The following is an 18016-nucleotide window of genomic DNA, read 5'->3' on the forward strand; positions in this document are numbered from 1 at the left end:
ACCCGCACCCGCAGCATATTATCCAACGCAACAGAAAATGATCGGCGACATTCTCCCGAGCGGACGCATTTTCGGCTATGTTTACAGAATATTGGCGCATCGACGTATGTCAGCCGCAGGATATGAAGGAACCGCAGTGCCACCGCAATCGCTCAAAACCGCCGCCGCGAGACAAATACCGGCACTCCCGAAGGTTGACGACGGCAAGATTGACTTCGATACGATCGAGGCGTTGTTTTTTGCCTATCGCGATTTCGTCTCCGACCCTGATGTCATCCTGTCGAAGCTGGAATATGGCCGCGCCCATCACCGGGTAGTCTATTTCGTCAGCCGGCAGCCGGGCATGACGGTGGCGGATCTGCTCGATACACTGCAGATTACCAAACAGAGCCTCGCCCGCGTGCTGAAGCAACTGATCGATGACGGTTACATCCGCCAGATGGCCGGCCCCGAAGACCGCCGCCAGCGCCGGCTTTATCCGACGCTGACCGGTCGCGAACTGGCCCTGGCGCTGAGCGAACCGCAGTCGCGGCGTATTGATCGTGCGCTGGAGGGCCTTGGTCCCGATGCCCGCGCCTGCGTGCGCAAATTCCTGGCGCAGATGCGCAGCCCGACAACAGGGGAAGGCGACTGACGATGGCGACAGCAACGACAAAGCGCCCGCCGGCGGATGATGACGCCGCCCACCTTCTCATCGTTGACGACGACGCCCGCATTCGCAACCTTCTCCAGCGCTTTCTGGGTGAGAAGGGATACCGCATTTCCGTCGCTGGGGATGCGGCCGAAGCCCGGCGCAAGATGATCGGCATCCGCTTCGACCTGCTCATCCTTGACGTGATGATGCCGGGAGAAAACGGACTTTCGCTCACCCGCTCGCTGAACGAGGACAAATCCGTGCCGGTCATTCTGCTGACCGCCCGCTCGGAGGCGGATTCCCGCATCGAGGGGCTGGAGGCCGGGGCGGATGATTATCTCGCCAAACCATTCGATCCGCGCGAACTCGTGCTGCGCATCAACAACATCCTGCGGCGCAACACCTCGCCGGATACCCCGAAGATCGAGCAGATCATGTTCGGACCCTACAGCTTCTCCATTCCCAAAAGGGAATTGCGCCGCGGTCCCGAAACCATCCGCCTGACGGACCGCGAGCAGGAGATCATGCTGCTTTTTGCGCTCCGCGCCGGCGACACCATTCCACGGCATGAACTGGTCGAGGCGGAATCGGAAGTGGGCGAAAGAACCATCGACGTGCAGATCAACCGTCTTCGCCGCAAGATCGAGGACGACCCTGCCAATCCGGTCTATCTGCAGACGGTGCGCGGCATCGGCTACCGGCTAAGCGTGGACTGACAAGGATAAACGAAAGGCGGGCGCACGGCCATGGCGAGCCTCGATTTTCTCAATACGGTCAAAAAAAGCGGCATAGCAAAGACCTGGCGCTCGTTTGCCAGAGGGCTGCGCCATTGGCTGCCCACCGGGCTTTACACACGTTCGCTGCTGATCATCATTTTGCCGATGATCCTGCTTCAGGGCGTGGTCGCCGCCGTCTTCATGGAACGCCACTGGCAGCTGGTGACGGAGCGTCTTTCCGCCGCCGTGACGCGCGATATTGCCGCGATCATCGAGCTGCTGCAAACCGACCCCGAGGAAGATGACTACCAGCGCGTCATCCGCATCGCCCGCGAGAAGCTGGATCTCAGCGTCTATATCGAACCGAAAGCAGACCTGCCCGCGCCGAGGCCGGAGCCGCTGTTTTCGATCCTCGACAGAATTCTGGCCGATCAATTGCGCCAGCAGATCGGCAGGCCGTTCTGGATCGACACCTATGGCAACGGCTCGTTGGTCGAAATCCGCGTCCAGCTGGACGACAAGACCCTGCGCGTCTTTACCAGCCGCAGCGCGGCCTATGCCTCAAATACCCATATCTTCCTCGTCTGGATGGTTGGCGCATCGCTGGTGCTGATTGCAATCTCGATCCTCTTCCTGCGCGGGCAGATCAAGCCCATCGAAGCGCTTGCCAAAGCGGCGGAGAATTTCGGCCGCGGCCAGAAACTCACAGCCTATTCTCCCCGTGGCGCAGATGAAGTCCGGCGGGCGGGTCTCGCCTTCATCCTGATGCGCGAACGCATCGAGCGGCAGATGGAACAGCGTACCGCCATGCTCAACGGCGTTAGCCACGACCTGCGCACCATCCTCACCCGTTTCAAGCTGCAACTGGCTCTGGCGGGCGACAATCCGGACCTTGAAGGCCTGGACAAGGATGTCGAGGACATGCAGTCGATGCTGGAGGCCTATCTGACCTTTGCCCGCACCGATGTCGAAGAGGATGTCGGCACGCTCGAGCTTCCCGCACTTCTGGAGAAGATCGGCCATGATTTCGAGCTTCACGGCAAGAAATTCAGCTACGAGCTTTATAATATCGAGCGCATCATCGCGCGCCCGAATGCTCTTTCCCGCCTCGTCGCCAATCTGGCGGAGAATGCCCGGCGTTATGCGACCAATCTGCACATCGATATCCGCAAGGCGCCGCGCTCCATCATCATGACCTTCGATGATGATGGCCCGGGTATTCCGGAAGCCTCCCGCGAGGATGTCTTCAAGCCGTTCTTCCGGCTGGATGAGGCGCGCAACCTCAACGCCTCGGGTACGGGACTTGGCCTCTCCATCGTCCGCGACATCGCCCGCAGCCATGGCGGCGACGTCTCGCTAGATGACAGCCCCTTGGGCGGACTGCGGGTAATCGTCAAAATTCCGGCGTAAAATACATCCCGCGCTCAATCCAAGAGATCGAGCACCCGTGCTGTTATCTCAGCACATTTTCTCGCCGTTCGGCACCGGCCGTTCAACGGCGGCAAGCACGATATCACCTTTGCCGTCAGCAAAGCCCAGCGTCAGGACCTCGGAACGGAACGGGCCGATCTGGCGCGGCGGAAAATTCACCACAGCCAGCACCTGCCGGCCAACCAGACTTTCCGGCGTATAATGCACCGTAATCTGTGCCGAAGATTTCTTGATGCCGATCTCAGGTCCGAAATCGATTTTTACCTTGATTGCCGGCTTGCGGGCTTCGGGAAAGGGCTCAGCCTCGATGATCGTGCCGACACGAATATCGACCTTCTCGAAATCGGCGTAGGAAATTTCACCGCTCATATCCTGCTCCCGCCTGCCTGCAATGCTTCAACCAGCAAGTTCTTCGGCGCGTGTCTTTGCCGCCGCAACCGCCTTGTCGAACAACGGCTGCATGCCATCGTCAGCCATCAGCACGGAAAGTGCCGCGGCCGTCGTTCCGCCCGGTGAGGTCACGTTCTGGCGCAGCCGCGCCGCCTCGTCGGGAGACTGGTGCAGCAACTCGCCCGCGCCGGCCACGGTTTCCCGCGCCAGACGCATGGCCACATCCGCCGGCAGACCGGCCTTGCGGCCGGCTTCGGCCATGCATTCCACCAGATAAAAGACATAGGCCGGGCCGCTGCCCGAAACCGCGGTCACCGCGTCGATATCGCTTTCGGTTTCCACCCATTCGACCGGACCGCTGACCTTCAGCAATCCGTCCACCACGGCTTTAAGCTCCGGCGTTACCAATTCATTGGCATAGGCCCCCGTCACGCCGCGCCCGACCATGGCCGGCGTGTTGGGCATGGCCCGCACGGCGGCAACCGCACCGAAATGTGACACGAAGGTGCCGATGGTCGTGCCAGCCGCAATCGAGACAACGACGGTATCCGCTCCCAGGAGGGGTTTGAGGGACGGCAGCACGGCTTCCATCATCTGCGGTTTCACCGCCACGAAAAGAATGCCTGCCTTGATGCCGTCAGGCACGCTTTGGCTATGCGTTGCACCCGCTTCGGCAATCGTTGTGCGCATGGCATCGGAAGGGCGCGGATCGATGACGATGACCTGGGATCCAGGCACGCCCTTTTTCAACCAGCCCGAAAGCATGGCGCCGCCCATATTGCCGGCGCCGACGAGCACCAGCGGACCGGAAGCCTTGTATACCATCTTCACGCTTCTCCGACGGTCTCGAACATGACCGCTTCGATTGCACTTTTCGCATCCAGCCCCGACCAGACGACGAACTGGAATGCCTGATAATATTGTTCGCAGGCCTCAAGCGCGCTGGAAAGCAGCACTTCCACCTGCTGGTTGTTCGGTTCGGCGCCACCAGCCAGAAGCAGGGACTGACGGAAGATCACCACGTCTTCCTGCCGCCACAGATCGAAATGACCCATCAGCACCTGGCCGTTGACCTGCGAAAGCAGGCAAATGACTTCGTTGACGCGGTGGTCGGGCACCTTGATGTCAAAAGCGCAAGCCAGATGCAGCGCTTCGAAATCCTCCATCCAGGCAAAGGAAACGTGATAGTCGGCCCAGTGACCAGCCACCGTCATGGCGATCTCGTCTTCGCCGGAACGCTCGAACGACCAGTCATTCGAGGCAGCGACAATCTCGATCATGTCCACGGGATTGGACTGACGCTCAATTTCAAATTCTATCAGGCTCATGCGGCACCTTCTCAGCCGGTATGGATGTTCTGTTTTGAACGCCGGGCACAAAACGCACACACAAACCGGATTCAACATTTGAGACGATTGCCCGACACCAACAGAATTACGCATTCACCCTGTCCGGAGCTTACCAGGTCGTTTCGAATCATCATTTAAAATCAGTGTATAATGGCCGAGTCCTGCTGCCACCCCTCGTCCGCCATTTTTGCTTTTTGAACAGTGGATATCTTCTCCCCCATCACCTCAGGCGAGATACATAAGCGACTCTGGCGATTGCGTTTTTTGGAAGTGTCCACAGGCACCAAAAAAATCGCGCCAGAGGCCGGTTTCGGCAACCGGAGATTATTTCGGGTTGCATGGCCCGCAAACAAAAAGTCCCGGAATCGCAGGCGATCCGGGACCCATCAGGAAAAAGCGCTAAAGAATCAGTCGTTAGTGGCCGAAAGCTTTGCTTCCAGAGCCTCGATGCGGGCGCGCAGCGCGTCGTTTTCATCACGCGCCTTGATGGCCATCTCACGCACCGCGTCGAATTCCTCGCGCTTGACGACATCAAGACTGTTCAGCCAGCGATCGGCCTGTGCATGAAGGGCGGCTTCCGCTTCCTTGCGCACGCCCTGCGCCGCGCCGGCCGCATCGGTCATCAGCTTGGCGAATTCATCCAGAATACGGTTGGTGCCTGTCGTGCTCATGGCGCTGTTCCTTCGTCGGTTCAGGGAGCGTTCCATTCCCTGCTGTTGATGCCTTTCAGGTAGGTGCTCGACAGCCGCCTTGCAAGCGAAATCGAAAAATGCGGCCTTTCGCTGCAGCGCCCGACATCGCAATCCGCTCACGAAAAATCACCTTGACCGCCGCCTCGGCAATCGCCATTTTCCTTGGCGTCAGGGAGACCGGTGAGCATCATCGCCCGGCCCCTCGAGGCAATGGATCATTCTGTTGTCCGCCCAGCAACGATGACGGAATATACGGATTGTTAGCCGCTCCCACTCAACTTGCCATCATGCCATTTCCCAATATCGATCCGATTGCGCTCTCCATCGGGCCTCTGGCGATCCACTGGTATGGCATTGCCTATGTCGCCGGCATCATGCTCGGCTGGTTTTATGCCCGTCGCCTCGCCCGCACGGATCGCCTGTGGCCAAACGAGACGTCGCCGATCTCGGCGCAGCACCTTGATGATTTCATCCTGTGGGCAGCTGGCGGCATCGTGCTCGGTGGCCGCATCGGCTACATCCTGTTTTATGATCTCGGCGCCGTTGCCGCCAACCCGATTAGAGCGCTGGAAATATGGAACGGCGGCATGTCGTTCCATGGTGGCCTGATCGGCACCACCGTCGCCATGATCCTCTTTGCCCGCAAGAACGGCATCCCGGTCTGGAGCATGTTCGACGTCATTGCGGCCGTGGCACCCATCGGCCTGCTGTTCGGCCGCATCGCCAATTTCATCAATGGCGAATTGTGGGGACGCATCGCCGATGTTCCGTGGGCAGTCGTGTTCCCGACCGGCGGCCCGTTTGCGCGGCACCCGAGCCAGCTTTATGAAGCCGGCCTCGAAGGCCTCGTGCTCGTCATCATTCTGGCCATTGCCATCTATGCCTTCAGGGCGCTGAAAACGCCCGGCGTCGTCACCGGCATCTTCGTCTGCGGTTACGCGCTGTCACGCATCTTCGTGGAATTCTTCCGCGAGCCGGATGCCCAGATCGGTTATCTCGCCGGTAACTGGCTGACCATGGGCATGGTGCTTTCCACACCGATGTTCCTTCTCGGCCTCTGGGCGGTGCTGCGCGCACGCCGCGCTGCAAAAATCGCCTAAGCGGTATGGCCTGCCATGACGACACCGCTCGCGCAACGCATCAAATCCCTTATCCGGCTCAACGGTCCGCTCAGCGTCACCGATTATTTTTCGCTTTGCCTCGCCGATCCCGAACACGGTTATTACAAGAGCCGTGAACCCTTCGGCCGCTCGGGTGATTTCATCACCGCCCCTGAGGTCAGCCAGCTATTCGGCGAAATGCTCGGCGTTTTCGTTGTCCATGCCTGGCAGCGGCACGGCGCACCGGCGCAAACCCAGCTGGTGGAGATCGGCCCCGGCCGCGGCACCATGATGTCGGACATGCTGCGCGTCATCCGCCGAATCGCGCCGCCGCTTTACGAGACGATGCGGGTGCATCTGGTGGAAACCAGTCCCCGCCTTTCCACGATCCAGAAGGATACGCTTGCCGACCATGCCGGCCGGCTGACATGGCATGAAAGTTTCGATGTGGTGCCCGAAGGTTTCCTGCTCCTCGTCGCCAACGAACTTTTCGACGCCATACCCATACGGCAATTCGTCAAGACGCCTCAGGGTTTTCGCGAACGGGTTGTCAGCCTCGATGCAAATGACGAGCTTGTCTTCTCGACGGGCCTTGCCAGCATCGACCCGGCCCTCTTGCCGCCGCAGCCTGAACGACAGCCGCTTGGTACCATATTCGAAATTTCACCTGCCCGCGAAGCCGTGATGACGGCCATCTGCCAGCGCCTGTCGGCCCATGGCGGCACAGCGCTCGCCATCGATTACGGCCATCTGGTCGCCGGGTTTGGCGACACCCTGCAGGCCATGCGCAACCATGCCTTCGACCCGCCGCTAGCACATCCGGGCGAGGCCGACCTGACGAGCCATGTCGATTTCGAAAGCCTCGTCAGAACGGCCGAAGCGACCGGCGTGCATGTCAACGGCAACCTGAGACAGGGCGACTTTCTTTATGGCCTCGGCCTCAAGGAGCGGGCAGCAGCCCTTGCCGCCAAGGCTACACCCGATCAGACGCTGGCGATTGCCGAAGCGGTCAACCGCCTTGCCGGCGAAGGGGCTGGCAAGATGGGGGAACTTTTCAAGGTCGTCGCCGTTTCAAGTCCCGCGCTTCATCTCATGCCGTTTCGTGCGGTGGATTGACAGCGCAATAACCTCTGGGCCAACATCGCCGCGACACACGAAGCAGGCACACTGCATCACACACGCCGCGCAACGCCGCAGCAACAGGAAACATCTCGCTTAACGCACCCCACCGGCCAACAGCGATATTCTCCAAGGAACTCCCGCACCATGCAGAACGAAACGCTGCCGCTCCCCATCCAGAGCCCCCTGCTCGCCGCCTCTGGTGAAAACCGTGTTCGCCACGGTTTCTTCACCCGGCAGGGCGGCGTCTCCTCGGGGCTTTATCAGGGTCTCAATGTCGGTCTCGGCTCGCATGATGAGCCGGAACTTGTGCAGGAAAACCGCCGGCGCGTGGCGCAATGGTTCGGCCTTTCGGCTGAACGCCTTGCCACCGTGCATCAGGTCCATTCCCCCGATGTTCTCGTGGTCGATGAAAGCTATGACGGCAACCGCCCGCAGGCCGATGCAATGGTGACGGCGACGCCGGGTTTCGTGCTCGGCGTCTTGAGCGCCGATTGCGGCCCGATCCTGTTTGCCGATGCCGATGCCGGCGTCGTGGGCGCCGCCCATGCCGGCTGGAAGGGTGCATTGTTCGGCGTTCTCGAAAACACCATCGAGACCATGACAAAACTGGGTGCCAGCCGCGAGCGCATCGTCGCCTCACTCGGCCCCTCCATCAGCCAGAGTAATTACGAGGTCGGGCCGGAATATGTGGCACGCTTCACCGATATCGATCCGGCTTACGCGGATTATTTCACCGCGGCCGAGAAGCAGGGCCACGCGCTTTTCGACCTCAAGCGGTTTACCATCGACCGCCTGACCAAAGCCGGCGTCAGGGCGGAAAATCTCGGCCTCTGCACCTATCCTGACGAAGAACGTTTTTATTCCTATCGCCGCACGACCCACCGCGCCGAACCCGATTATGGCCGGCAGATTTCCGCAATCGCAATTCTGGAGGACTGACATGGCCCTGCACTTCGAGCTTTCGGAATTCGATGCCCGCCGCGAACGGCTGATGGCGAAAATGGCGGAAGAGAAGCTGGATGCCCTGCTGCTTTTCGCGCAGGAAAGCATGTATTGGCTGACCGGTTACGATACCTTCGGCTACTGCTTCTTCCAGACGCTGGTGGTCAAGTCGGATGGCTCGATGACGTTGCTGACCCGCTCGGCCGATCTGCGCCAGGCGCGCAATACCTCGATCATCGAAAATATCCTCATCTGGGTCGACCGGCCCAATGCCGACCCGACGCTCGATCTTAAAAATCTCCTGAGTGACCTCGACCTGCTCGGCGCAAAGATTGGCGTGGAATACGATACCCACGGCATGACCGGCCGTGTCGCCCGGCTGCTGGACAACCAGCTTGCCAGCTTCGGCCAGATGGTTGACGCCTCCTACCTCGTCAGCACGCTCAGGCTCGTCAAAAGCCCGGCCGAGATTGCTTATGCCCGCAAGGCCGGCCAACTGGCCGACGACGCCCTCGACGCCGCTCTGCCGCTCATCAAGGCCGGCGCGGACGAAGCCGCCATTCTTGCAGCGATGCAGGGCGCGGTTCTGGCTGGCGGCGGCGATTATCCCGCCAATGAATTCATCATCGGCTCCGGCGCGGATGCGCTGCTGTGCCGTTATAAATCCGGCCGCCGCAGGCTCGACACCAAGGACCAGCTGACGCTGGAATGGGCCGGCGTCAGCGCCCACTACCACGCCGCCATGATGCGCACGGTGGTGATCGGCGAACAGGACTTCCGCCAGAAGGAGCTTTACAGCGCCTGCCTGCAAAACCTCACCGCCATTGAGGATGTATTGCGGCCGGGCAAGACCTTCGGCGATGTCTTCGACGTGCATGCCCGCGTCATGGACGAGCGCGGGCTCACCCGCCACCGGCTGAACTCCTGCGGTTATTCGCTGGGAGCGCGTTTCTCCCCTTCCTGGATGGAGCATCAGATGTTCCATGCCGGGAATCCGCAGGAGATTACCAGCGACATGACGCTGTTCGTGCATATGATCGTGATGGACTCCGATGCCGGCACCGCCATGACGCTCGGCCAGACCTATCTGACCACCGACGGCGCTCCCGAGCCGCTCTCACGCCATAGCCTCGATCTTCTCACAGCTTAAATCACCACCGGGTTTGACAGAGCGGGAAAACCGCCCTTACATTGCCGCACCTTGGGCAAGAAGGAGCGGAACATGAGAGAAAACGTCACATGAGCCGGACGGGGTTTGTCTCCCCTTTCCCAGCCTTTGTCTTTCCAGCTCTTGCCGTTTCGGCACTGGTTTTGGCCCTCTCGGGCTGCAACACCACGGAGGCGCTGACCCCGCAGGTGGACGTCGGCCACAACGCTATACAATCGACGCCGGTAACCCAGGGCGATCTCGACCAGATGGCCGCCGCCGCCGACCGCGCGCCGCCGGGCGCTTCGGCAACCGCATCGTCCGTGCCGGCCTATGCGCCGCAGAATTCCTTGCAGGCGCAGGCACAGGCGCTTTCGAGCGGCAACCAATATGGTGAGCCGCTTGGCCAGGCCCCGTCATCCGCAGCATCGCCTGCAGGTGGCCAGCCACCACCCTCGCAACAGACGGCCGCCCTTGCTCCGGCGGGTTCCGGCAATACCATCCGCTTCCTGCCAATCATCGGCGCGCCCGTTCAGGCCGTCACGCCGCTCTCGCGGCAGCTGGGTGCCGAAGCACGGGCCAAGGGACTGACCATCCGCGCCTCCAACGACAATTCGGCAGAGAACATCCTGAAAGGATATTTCTCCGCCTTCGCCGATGGCGGCAAGGTCAATGTCATTTACGTCTGGGACGTTCTGGATGCCAATGGCGTGCGGCTTCACCGTCTTCAGGGACAGGAGACGGTGGCCGCAAAGGGCAGCGATCCATGGGCCGCCGTGACCGACAGGGTGATGCAGGATATCGCCGCAAAAACGCTCAATGACTATTCATCATGGAAGCAGTCTCAAAGGGGATGAGGTGAAACGGCGGGAGAAGTCACAGAGATTTCATGAAAATCATTGCGAAAGCGCTGAGTCCTCTTGCAATCGAAAGCAACAGCGCTATTAAGGCGCGCATGGCAACAAGGCGTGTCCGGCAAAGGCTTTTCGGCCGGATGTTCCTCCCCTTGAACGACGCTTGGTTACGGCAGACAGACTTCCGTAGCGCAAGGCGATGGCATGGAAACAGGCGGCCGCAATGAAGGTTTTCGCAGGCAATTCGAACCGGCACCTTGCCGAAGCGATCTGCAAGTATCTCAACGTTCCTCTCGGAAATGCCACCGTAAAGCGGTTTGCTGATCAGGAAATATTCGTAGAAATCAGTGAAAACGTACGTGGCGAGGACGTTTTCGTCGTTCAGTCCACATCGTTTCCGGCAAATGATCATCTGATGGAACTGCTCATCATGATCGATGCCATGCGCCGCTCCTCGGCAAAGCGCATCACCGCGGTGCTTCCGTATTTCGGTTATGCCCGCCAAGATCGCAAGGCCGGCCCCCGCACACCGATTTCCGCCAAGCTCGTCGCCAACCTGATCACCGAAGCCGGCGCCGACCGCGTCTTGACGCTCGATCTTCATGCCGGCCAGATCCAGGGCTTTTTCGATATCCCGACCGACAACCTTTTCGCAGCCCCCATTCTGGCCCGCGATATCAAGGAACATTACGACACCAACAACGTCATGGTCGTTTCACCCGACGTCGGCGGCGTGGTGCGCGCCCGCGCCCTGTCGAAGCGTCTGGACTGTCTGCTGGCCATCGTTGACAAACGCCGCGACCGTCCGGGTGAATCCGAAGTCATGAACGTTATCGGTGATGTTTCCGGCAAGGATTGCATCCTGATCGACGACATCATCGATTCCGGCGGCACGCTTTGCAATGCGGCCGAAGCGCTGCTGAAGAAGGGCGCCACCAGCGTCACCGCCTATATTACCCACGGTGTGCTTTCCGGCGGCGCAGTTGCCCGCGTGGCCTCCTCGAAGCTGCGCGAACTCGTCATCACCGACAGTATCCAGCCCACCACCGGCGTGCAATCCGCGCATAACATCCGCGTCATCAGCACGGCGGGCCTGCTCGGCGAAGCGATCAACCGCACTGCGCAGGAACAGTCGGTGTCCGGCCTGTTCGACTGACGCTGCCGTCCTTTCCTCGCGCTCAGTCATCCTCGGGCTTGACCCGAGGATCCTTTGATTTCGACGAGTTATGGATCCTCGGGTCAAGCCCGAGGATGACTGAGGGTTTGAAAACCTCGCATCCGAGCGTTCGCTGAACGCATGCGCGTTTCAAGTAAAAAAATCGCACGATTTATATTGTTGGGAACACAAGCCGCCCTGCAGCACGTGTTCTCGACCAAAGGTCGCTGCCTTTCGCCTTACGGAAACCATTGACGCGCTAAAACGCAATCGCAAGAATCATTCTGCATCCCTCAAGGCGATGCCGCACCCGCATCCGGCGGACGCTGCAGCCGTGTGGCGGCAGCCTTGATTTTCGGCCACCAGCGCCGGGCCCTCACACGCACCGCATAGCTGCCATTGCGCCACAGATTGACAGTATCGGCCGTGACGGCATCGCTCGTAAACAGATGTCGATGGCGACCAATTGCCAGCGCCCGATAGAGAAACAGCGTCGTGAGAGCCGAGAACAGCACAGACATCACCACATCGCTGAGAAAATGCCCGCCGGCCGCGATACGAAGACCGGACATGAGGATAACCGCGCCGGCGGCGAAGCTGCCCATCGCAACACGACCGCGCCATTGCAGGCGGGGCCAGACGAGCGCGCAGAGCGGCAGGAAAAAACTCGCGATCAGCGCCGTTTCCCCCGAGGAAAACGAACAGTTGGAAAAACACTGCGTGCTGAACTGGAAAGGCGGCGTAAATAGCTGTTGCCCGCCGAAATCGCTGACGCTGAATGGCCGGGCGCGACCAATATTGGCCTTAAGCACGCCGTTCACCAGAAGCCCGGCGCACAGAACCACCGGCCCGCAGAGGAAAGCCCAGACACGCCAGCCGGTGCGCTGCAGGGAACCGAGCCGGATGTTGCCGACAAGGACGATGAAGGCCAGAATGGTGGCAAGCTCCGTCAGCTCGCGCAATGTGTCGCGAAACCACTCAGGCAGCGGCTCGCGGCCAGACCACAAATTTCCCTCGGGAGAGAAGAACAGCGAAGAGAACCCAAGATCGATGGATGGGAAGGTCGCAAACAGGATGACAAGCGCCAGGGTAACGAACATTACCCAGATCGTGATCCGCATATGCGAAAGGTCATTGTCCATTGGCGCCTCCCGGAATGCACTGCGGCAGCAGGCGCCACAGCCCGATTTCCCTGCCTTCGAGGAAGCCCGGCCCGGCAGTCCAGCGCGCAACCGGCGCCTCACCGGCAAGGCAGGCCGGCAGGCCATCCATGCTTGCCAGGAACAGGGGATTTTTGGCCTCACCGGCTTTCAGCGGATAAAGAAGCGCATAGTGGCTGGACGGCACGCCGGTTTCCGGCAAGGCGCGCGTCAGCACCTGTTTTTCATCCCGCAGCTGATAAAAAAGCTCGGCCAATATGGAGCGATCGGAAGCGACAACGGCATCCGCGCCCGCCTCTTTCGCCCGCGTAAAACCGGTGGACACCAATTCCGACCGGCCGAGATAACGCTTCATCGCCAGCTCGCCGCTTGGCAGGCGCAGTTCGGTCCCGGCAATCGTCATGACGGGCAGCGCGACGGCGACGATGCCACCGAGCACGAGGGTGGAGACCGTCAGCCAGCGCCGGGATGCCAGTACCGGCACCGCCAGAAGCACCCCCGCGGCATAGGCCCCGACAGCCCAGTTGGCGAGCGCCCTCGACATCAAACCCTGCGCCGTGATCAACAGCACGATCGGCACAGAGAGGGCGACCAGCGCCCGGGTTTCGGCACTCTTCGCCCGGAAGGTTGCGACGATCATGGCGACGAAGACGAACGGCCCGACAACACCCGCCTGCGAGAAGAAAAACTCAAGCGCCGGACCGATTTTCAGCTGAATGCCGTTCCAGTTGGCATTGTCGGCCGTATGGCGCGCGGTCATGAAATCATGTGCCGCATTCCACCACAGATTGGGAGCGATGACCGCGACGCAGACAACGGCGGCAACGCCTGCGTCCCGCAGCCGGATGCGCCATGCCTCGCAAAGCCAGCCAGCCGCGATGAAGCAGGGCAGAAAATAGATCATCGCATATTTCGACATCAGGCCGAGGCCGAAACAGAGACCGAGCGCAAGGCTCCAGCCCACCGCCGCCCTGCCCTCAATGCGGGCTTGCGCCAGCTTGCGCACGCAGATCATCGACAGCACGATGAACAGCATCATCGGCGTATCGGTCGAAATCAGCAGGCTGCCGAGCGTCACGGCGGGCAGCGTCAGATAGACGACGGCGGCGAGCGAAGCCAGCCTCACATCGTAGATCATCCGTCCAAGAACAAGGATGGCCGCCGCCGCGATGCCATGCACCACGGGTGCAGCCAACCGCACCTGAAAAGTACCCTCGCCGCCGCCCAGAATGCTGAATGCGCGAATGAGCCAGCCGATCAGCGGCGGTTTGGAATAGGCGCCGAGAGCCATCTCCCGGCCCCACAGCCAATATTGCGCCTCGTCCACGAACAGATCGGTCCGATTGAAGGCTAGACCGAGGACGCGCAGCACCGTTACAAACACGATGGCCGCAAGCGCCAGCGTCATCCACTGGCGCTGCTGGCTCGCCTGCGCATAGGGCAAAGCCGCTGCCCCGTCATGCATGCTGGCGGCGTTCTGCATGGATCAACCAGAGATTTCGGGCATAGATGAACAGGCCGGACGCCTGTCCGATGATGAAGACCGGGTCGCGACGCCAAACCGCATAGGACAACAGCACAAGGCCGCCGAGAACGGAAAAATACCAGAAGGCCACCGGGATGACCGAACGGTTGGCCCGTTCCGACGAAATCCACTGAACCAGAAAACGCATGGTGAACAGCATCTGGCCCATGAAGCCGGTCATGACCCAGAGAAATTCCTTCCAGCTGCTCACATGCAGCATGGACCATATGGCCGGTGTATTCACGGCGATGTCTCCGTTTTGAAAGTTTCGGCCCAGCTTGCCCGCTTGCGCCGGCGCAACAGCCAGGCGACGCCGATCAGGTCGTGAATGCCGACAAGCGCGCGGCCGATATTGGTGTAATGGGAATTGCCATGCTGCCGCGCCCGGTGCGTCACATCGACATGGGCGACCTGCCAGCCGTCGCGATTAAACAGCGCCGGGAAATAGCGGTGGTGGTGATCGAAATAGGGCAAGGCGAGATAGGCATCGCGGCGGAAGGCCTTGAGGCCGCAACCGGTATCGCGCGTTCCGTCCTTCAATATCCGCGCCCGAAGCCCATTGGCAAAGCGTGAGGAAAGCCGTTTTCCAAGCGTATCGCGCCGGCCGACGCGCTGGCCGGCCACCAGCCCTAGGCGGCCGGCGGCATTGGCGGCAAGAAGCGGCGCGAGAAGCGCCGGCAGATTATCCGGCGGGTTCTGGCCGTCGCCATCAAGCATGCAGATGACAGGCGCGCGCGCCGCCTGCACACCGCTATGGATCGCCGCCGATTGCCCGCCCTGACGGTTGTGCCGCACCAGCCGCAGCATGGGATAACGATCGCCGAGCGCAAGAACGGCATCCGCCGTTCGGTCGGAAGAAGCGTCATCCACCACGACGATCTCGAACTGGCCGACTGGCTGGCAGGCAGCCACGATCTCCGCCACGAGCGTTTCCACACTCGCTTCTTCATTGTGCATGGGCACGATAACGGCGAAATCCGGCGTCGATCGCAAAGTGGCTCCGTCACATCCGTCTGCGCGGGTGGCGCAAACATCATCGATAGTGGCAGGAGATGGAGCGCGAAAAGCTTGCATGAACATGAACGACCGTTGAACTTCGCACGGTATGCGCCCGTTCTGTTGCAGTTTTATAACGGGTACGACGCCTGAACAGGTCGGCGATTTTTTCGCGGTATGCGGGAAATAATCATACAAATTTCAGCCCTTTAACGTGGCCGTAAACAATTGTTGCGACGCTGCGGCAACGTTTTTTTGGGGGAGGAAACAGATGCCGGGTGCAAATCCGACTGCTGTCAGAGCTAAATCATTGTCAATCAAGGCCAAATTTGCGGCGCTCGTCACCGGTGCGACGCTGGTTTCCTGCCTGTCCGTGGGGCTGCTGTCCTATGAGATGGGCAAGTCGGGCCTGATCGACGCCAGCAAAATAAGGCTGGAGACGGTTGCGGGAAACCAGTCCAAGCAGCTGGACGCCTATACGCTGCGGGTTGAACAGAGCATTTCCGAACTGTCGCAAAATGCCGCGATCGCCCAGGCGCTGGAAACCATGACCAATGTCGTTCCGACGGAAAAGGATGCGATCATCCAGGCTTTCCGCCGCGAAGGTGTCTCCGAGGAGGAGCGCGCCTCCTTCAACGGCGAAGGATTGCGGTTGCTCTACGCCATTCGCCACGCGACGATCAACGCGACCATCGCCAGCGTCTGGCGCAACACCCGGGTCAGCGATATCTATGTGATCGACAAGACCGGGCTGATTATCTATTCCGTCACCAAGGGCAAGAACTTCCTGACGAGTGTCAAGGACCCGGAGAACAGCGCGATCAAGGAATTGTTTGATCGCGTTGAAGCCGGCAAGGACGGTGTCGTCAGCACGACCGGATTTACCGGCGGCGCGAATGATTCGGCCATGGTCGGCATGCCGCTCGCGGTCTCCAACTGGGGCCAGCTGCAGCGCAAGGGCGCCGTCATCATGCGCATTTCAGCCGACCGCATCGGCGCGGTGGTCACGCCGGAAGAAACCGGCAAGACCATCGATGACGCCGTTATTCTCACTGCAGAGGGCAAACGCCGGGCAGGCGTGCTCTCGGGCGGCGCAGATGCCGCGGTTTCGGAAAGCCTCGCGGCCCTCTCCGGCACCAGCGAAGCTGGAACGGTGATGGCGCAGACATCTGCGGGCAACATCTTCTATGCCTATCGCCCGGTCTCCGTCTTCGGACAGAAGCATCTTCTGGCCATCGGCCAGCAGGAAAGCAAGGTTCTCGCCGCCGCCAATGATCTGGCCTTCTGGGCGACGCTGGCGACACTGGCGGTGCTTGCCGTCATGACGCTTGTCGGCATCTTCGTTTCCGCCAGCCTCACCAAGCCGCTGACTGGCCTTGCCAGGCTGATGGAGCGCCTGAACGGTGGTGAAAACAACATCGAGATCAAGGCGGTTTCCCGTGGCGACGAGATCGGCACCATGGCGCGCGCGCTGGAATCCTTCCGTCAGGGCATTCTGGACAAACAGAACATGGAAGCCGAGTCCCATCGCAAGAGCGAAGAACTGGACGAGGAACGCGCCCAGCGCGAGATGGAAAAGGCAAGAAGCGCCAAGGAACTGGAAGAGGCCGTCGATGCGCTTGCCTCCGGCCTTGCCCATCTTGCAGCCGGCAGGCTCGATCTGCGCATTGAAAAATCCTTCGTGCCGTCGCTCGATCATCTGCGCATCGACTTCAACAACTCCATGGCGGGGCTGGAAGCGACAATCTCCAATATCGGCGAAAGCGCCAATGCCATCCGCTCCGGCTCCGGCGAGCTGAAAAGCGCATCGGAAGATCTGTCGCGGCGCACGGAACGTCAGGCGGCCGCCCTTGAAGAAGCGGCAGCGGCACTGGGCGACATGACGCAGGCCGTCAATGTTTCGCTGTCACGCTGCGATGTCGCAGTTGGTACGACGGCGGAAACCATGCAGGACGCCCATAAATCCACGGCTGTCGTGAAAGAAGCCATCGTCGCCATGGAGCGTATCGAAACCTCATCGTCCAAGATCCGCCAGATCATTGACGTCATCGACCAGATCGCCTTCCAGACCAACCTTCTGGCACTGAATGCCGGTGTGGAAGCGGCGCGCGCCGGTGAAGCCGGAAAGGGCTTTGCTGTCGTGGCGCAGGAAGTTCGCGAACTCGCCCAGAAATCGGCAGCCGCCGCCCGCGACATCACCACACTGATCGCCACTTCGGCGGGCGATGTGGAAAGCGGCGTGGCGCTGGTGCTGAAGACCGGCGAAAGCCTGGAGCAGATCCAGAAACGCATCCAGTCGGTCAACGACCAGATCGGCGCGATTGCCACGGCCTCGCGCGAACAGTCCGGCCGCCTTGGCGAGATCAATGCCTCGGTCAACGAACTCGATCATGTGACGCAGCAGAATGCGGCGATGGTGGAGGAAACCACGGCAGCGGCCTTCTCACTGGCCAACGAGGCGGATGGCCTGACCGAACAGGTAGGGCAATTCTCCGTCGGCCATACCCAACAGCGGGATCAGCGCTACGCGGCGTAAAGCAACAACAAAAGGCCGGAAATCTTATCTCCGGCCCCAGACCAAGGACAAAAATCCATCATCCGCACACCGTCACCCCGGACTTGATCCGGGGTCCAGCGCGGTCAAGTCCTTGATCGCGAGGGACTCTTTCACGGCGCAGACGCGCCGTGGCTGGATGCCGGATCTAGTCCGGCATGACGGAGGAGGCTTCGCCCCCCGTAATCAGTAAAGCCGGAGGCAAAACCTCCGGCCTTTTTATTTGTGCCGGGCTCCCAGGGGCCAGG

Annotated in this window: 18 protein-coding genes; 10 read left to right on the forward strand and 8 right to left on the reverse strand. The window is 60.6% G+C overall.

Annotated elements, in window-relative coordinates:
• Positions 1-106: 106 nt before the first annotated feature.
• The 3 genes from QSV77_RS09205 to QSV77_RS09215 are packed head-to-tail and all read left to right on the forward strand — an operon-like array spanning position 107 to position 2760.
• Positions 107-634 (forward strand): MarR family winged helix-turn-helix transcriptional regulator, encoded by a 528-nt coding sequence (locus tag QSV77_RS09205; RefSeq protein WP_161991242.1) that lies wholly within the window; start codon positions 107-109, stop codon positions 632-634.
• A 2-nt stretch (positions 635-636) separates the two neighbouring features.
• Entirely contained in the window at positions 637-1350 is a 714-nt protein-coding gene (locus tag QSV77_RS09210) for a response regulator (protein ID WP_142840353.1), read from the forward strand.
• Positions 1351-1380: 30 nt separating this feature from the next.
• Positions 1381-2760: an ATP-binding protein gene (locus tag QSV77_RS09215; RefSeq protein ID WP_142840354.1), complete on the forward strand. Its 1380-nt coding sequence runs from the start codon at positions 1381-1383 to the stop codon at positions 2758-2760.
• A 48-nt stretch (positions 2761-2808) separates the two neighbouring features.
• Here QSV77_RS09215 and QSV77_RS09220 read toward each other — a convergent pair whose 3' ends face one another.
• From QSV77_RS09220 to QSV77_RS09235, 4 genes are all read right to left on the reverse strand, one after another.
• Complete coding sequence (locus QSV77_RS09220) at positions 2809-3150, reverse strand: tRNA-binding protein (RefSeq protein WP_302733228.1); 342 nt, start codon at positions 3148-3150, stop codon at positions 2809-2811.
• 27 nt (positions 3151-3177) lie between these two features.
• Positions 3178-3996 carry a pyrroline-5-carboxylate reductase gene (gene proC / locus QSV77_RS09225; protein WP_271362222.1) on the reverse strand — a complete coding sequence of 273 codons (819 nt, stop codon included), beginning with the start codon at positions 3994-3996 and terminating at the stop codon, positions 3178-3180.
• 2 nt (positions 3997-3998) lie between these two features.
• Positions 3999-4499, reverse strand: a complete 501-nt coding sequence (locus tag QSV77_RS09230) for a YbjN domain-containing protein (protein WP_142840357.1) — start codon at positions 4497-4499, stop codon at positions 3999-4001.
• Between the two features lie 428 nt (positions 4500-4927).
• Entirely contained in the window at positions 4928-5191 is a 264-nt protein-coding gene (locus tag QSV77_RS09235) for an accessory factor UbiK family protein (RefSeq protein WP_046797974.1), read from the reverse strand.
• Positions 5192-5499: 308 nt separating this feature from the next.
• Between QSV77_RS09235 and lgt the strand changes: the two genes are divergently transcribed.
• The 6 genes from lgt to QSV77_RS09265 all read left to right on the forward strand — a co-directional run bounded on the left by lgt (position 5500) and on the right by QSV77_RS09265 (position 11533).
• Positions 5500-6312, forward strand: coding sequence for a prolipoprotein diacylglyceryl transferase (gene lgt, locus QSV77_RS09240; RefSeq protein ID WP_271362420.1), 813 nt, complete (start codon positions 5500-5502; stop codon positions 6310-6312).
• A 15-nt stretch (positions 6313-6327) separates the two neighbouring features.
• Positions 6328-7428, forward strand: a complete 1101-nt coding sequence (locus QSV77_RS09245; RefSeq protein WP_302733230.1) for a class I SAM-dependent methyltransferase — start codon at positions 6328-6330, stop codon at positions 7426-7428.
• 150 nt (positions 7429-7578) lie between these two features.
• A complete protein-coding gene (pgeF, locus tag QSV77_RS09250) occupies positions 7579-8373 on the forward strand; it encodes a peptidoglycan editing factor PgeF (RefSeq protein ID WP_302733231.1) in 795 nt (264 codons plus the stop codon).
• 1 nt (position 8374) lies between these two features.
• On the forward strand, positions 8375-9526 hold the full coding sequence (locus QSV77_RS09255; protein ID WP_142840361.1) for a Xaa-Pro peptidase family protein: 1152 nt from the start codon (positions 8375-8377) through the stop codon (positions 9524-9526).
• Positions 9527-9615: 89 nt separating this feature from the next.
• Positions 9616-10380, forward strand: coding sequence for a hypothetical protein (locus QSV77_RS09260; protein WP_302733232.1), 765 nt, complete (start codon positions 9616-9618; stop codon positions 10378-10380).
• A gap of 220 nt (positions 10381-10600) precedes the next feature.
• On the forward strand, positions 10601-11533 hold the full coding sequence (locus tag QSV77_RS09265; protein WP_046798416.1) for a ribose-phosphate pyrophosphokinase: 933 nt from the start codon (positions 10601-10603) through the stop codon (positions 11531-11533).
• A gap of 293 nt (positions 11534-11826) precedes the next feature.
• On the opposite strand, the gene QSV77_RS09270 is transcribed toward QSV77_RS09265, so the two are convergent.
• From QSV77_RS09270 to QSV77_RS09285, 4 genes are read right to left on the reverse strand one after another with little or no spacing between them, the layout of a single operon-like run.
• Positions 11827-12675 carry a phosphatase PAP2 family protein gene (locus QSV77_RS09270; RefSeq protein WP_302733233.1) on the reverse strand — a complete coding sequence of 283 codons (849 nt, stop codon included), beginning with the start codon at positions 12673-12675 and terminating at the stop codon, positions 11827-11829.
• On the reverse strand, positions 12665-14176 hold the full coding sequence (locus QSV77_RS09275; RefSeq protein WP_302733234.1) for a glycosyltransferase family 39 protein: 1512 nt from the start codon (positions 14174-14176) through the stop codon (positions 12665-12667). Before QSV77_RS09275 ends, QSV77_RS09270 begins: the two co-directional genes overlap by 11 nt.
• Positions 14151-14438 (reverse strand): lipid-A-disaccharide synthase N-terminal domain-containing protein, encoded by a 288-nt coding sequence (locus QSV77_RS09280; protein ID WP_302733911.1) that lies wholly within the window; start codon positions 14436-14438, stop codon positions 14151-14153. The genes QSV77_RS09275 and QSV77_RS09280 overlap by 26 nt, the downstream gene beginning before the upstream one ends.
• 20 nt (positions 14439-14458) lie before the next feature.
• Positions 14459-15298 (reverse strand): glycosyltransferase family 2 protein, encoded by an 840-nt coding sequence (locus tag QSV77_RS09285; RefSeq protein WP_302733235.1) that lies wholly within the window; start codon positions 15296-15298, stop codon positions 14459-14461.
• A gap of 187 nt (positions 15299-15485) precedes the next feature.
• Between QSV77_RS09285 and QSV77_RS09290 the strand changes: the two genes are divergently transcribed.
• The gene (locus QSV77_RS09290; protein WP_368045853.1) at positions 15486-17750 is read left to right on the forward strand and encodes a methyl-accepting chemotaxis protein; all 2265 of its coding nucleotides are present in this window, start codon (positions 15486-15488) and stop codon (positions 17748-17750) included.
• The last annotated feature ends 266 nt before the right edge of the window (positions 17751-18016 follow it).

This window comes from Agrobacterium sp. V1 (assembly GCF_030518355.1).
GTDB classification, from domain to species: domain Bacteria; phylum Pseudomonadota; class Alphaproteobacteria; order Rhizobiales; family Rhizobiaceae; genus Agrobacterium; species Agrobacterium cucumeris.

Excerpts from the sequence above, each read along its gene's own strand:
- QSV77_RS09205 (WP_161991242.1), top strand. The coding sequence starts at position 107 with ATGTCAGCCGCAGGATATGAAGGAACCGCAGTGCCACCGCAATCGCTC.
- QSV77_RS09210 (WP_142840353.1), top strand. The coding sequence starts at position 637 with ATGGCGACAGCAACGACAAAGCGCCCGCCGGCGGATGATGACGCCGCC.
- QSV77_RS09215 (WP_142840354.1), top strand. The coding sequence starts at position 1,381 with ATGGCGAGCCTCGATTTTCTCAATACGGTCAAAAAAAGCGGCATAGCA.
- QSV77_RS09220 (WP_302733228.1), bottom strand. The coding sequence starts at position 3,150 with ATGAGCGGTGAAATTTCCTACGCCGATTTCGAGAAGGTCGATATTCGT.
- proC (WP_271362222.1), bottom strand. The coding sequence starts at position 3,996 with ATGGTATACAAGGCTTCCGGTCCGCTGGTGCTCGTCGGCGCCGGCAAT.
- QSV77_RS09230 (WP_142840357.1), bottom strand. The coding sequence starts at position 4,499 with ATGAGCCTGATAGAATTTGAAATTGAGCGTCAGTCCAATCCCGTGGAC.
- QSV77_RS09235 (WP_046797974.1), bottom strand. The coding sequence starts at position 5,191 with ATGAGCACGACAGGCACCAACCGTATTCTGGATGAATTCGCCAAGCTG.
- lgt (WP_271362420.1), top strand. The coding sequence starts at position 5,500 with ATGCCATTTCCCAATATCGATCCGATTGCGCTCTCCATCGGGCCTCTG.
- QSV77_RS09245 (WP_302733230.1), top strand. The coding sequence starts at position 6,328 with ATGACGACACCGCTCGCGCAACGCATCAAATCCCTTATCCGGCTCAAC.
- pgeF (WP_302733231.1), top strand. The coding sequence starts at position 7,579 with ATGCAGAACGAAACGCTGCCGCTCCCCATCCAGAGCCCCCTGCTCGCC.
- QSV77_RS09255 (WP_142840361.1), top strand. The coding sequence starts at position 8,375 with ATGGCCCTGCACTTCGAGCTTTCGGAATTCGATGCCCGCCGCGAACGG.
- QSV77_RS09260 (WP_302733232.1), top strand. The coding sequence starts at position 9,616 with ATGAGCCGGACGGGGTTTGTCTCCCCTTTCCCAGCCTTTGTCTTTCCA.
- QSV77_RS09265 (WP_046798416.1), top strand. The coding sequence starts at position 10,601 with ATGAAGGTTTTCGCAGGCAATTCGAACCGGCACCTTGCCGAAGCGATC.
- QSV77_RS09270 (WP_302733233.1), bottom strand. The coding sequence starts at position 12,675 with ATGGACAATGACCTTTCGCATATGCGGATCACGATCTGGGTAATGTTC.
- QSV77_RS09275 (WP_302733234.1), bottom strand. The coding sequence starts at position 14,176 with ATGCAGAACGCCGCCAGCATGCATGACGGGGCAGCGGCTTTGCCCTAT.
- QSV77_RS09280 (WP_302733911.1), bottom strand. The coding sequence starts at position 14,438 with ATGCTGCATGTGAGCAGCTGGAAGGAATTTCTCTGGGTCATGACCGGC.
- QSV77_RS09285 (WP_302733235.1), bottom strand. The coding sequence starts at position 15,298 with ATGTTCATGCAAGCTTTTCGCGCTCCATCTCCTGCCACTATCGATGAT.
- QSV77_RS09290 (WP_368045853.1), top strand. The coding sequence starts at position 15,486 with ATGCCGGGTGCAAATCCGACTGCTGTCAGAGCTAAATCATTGTCAATC.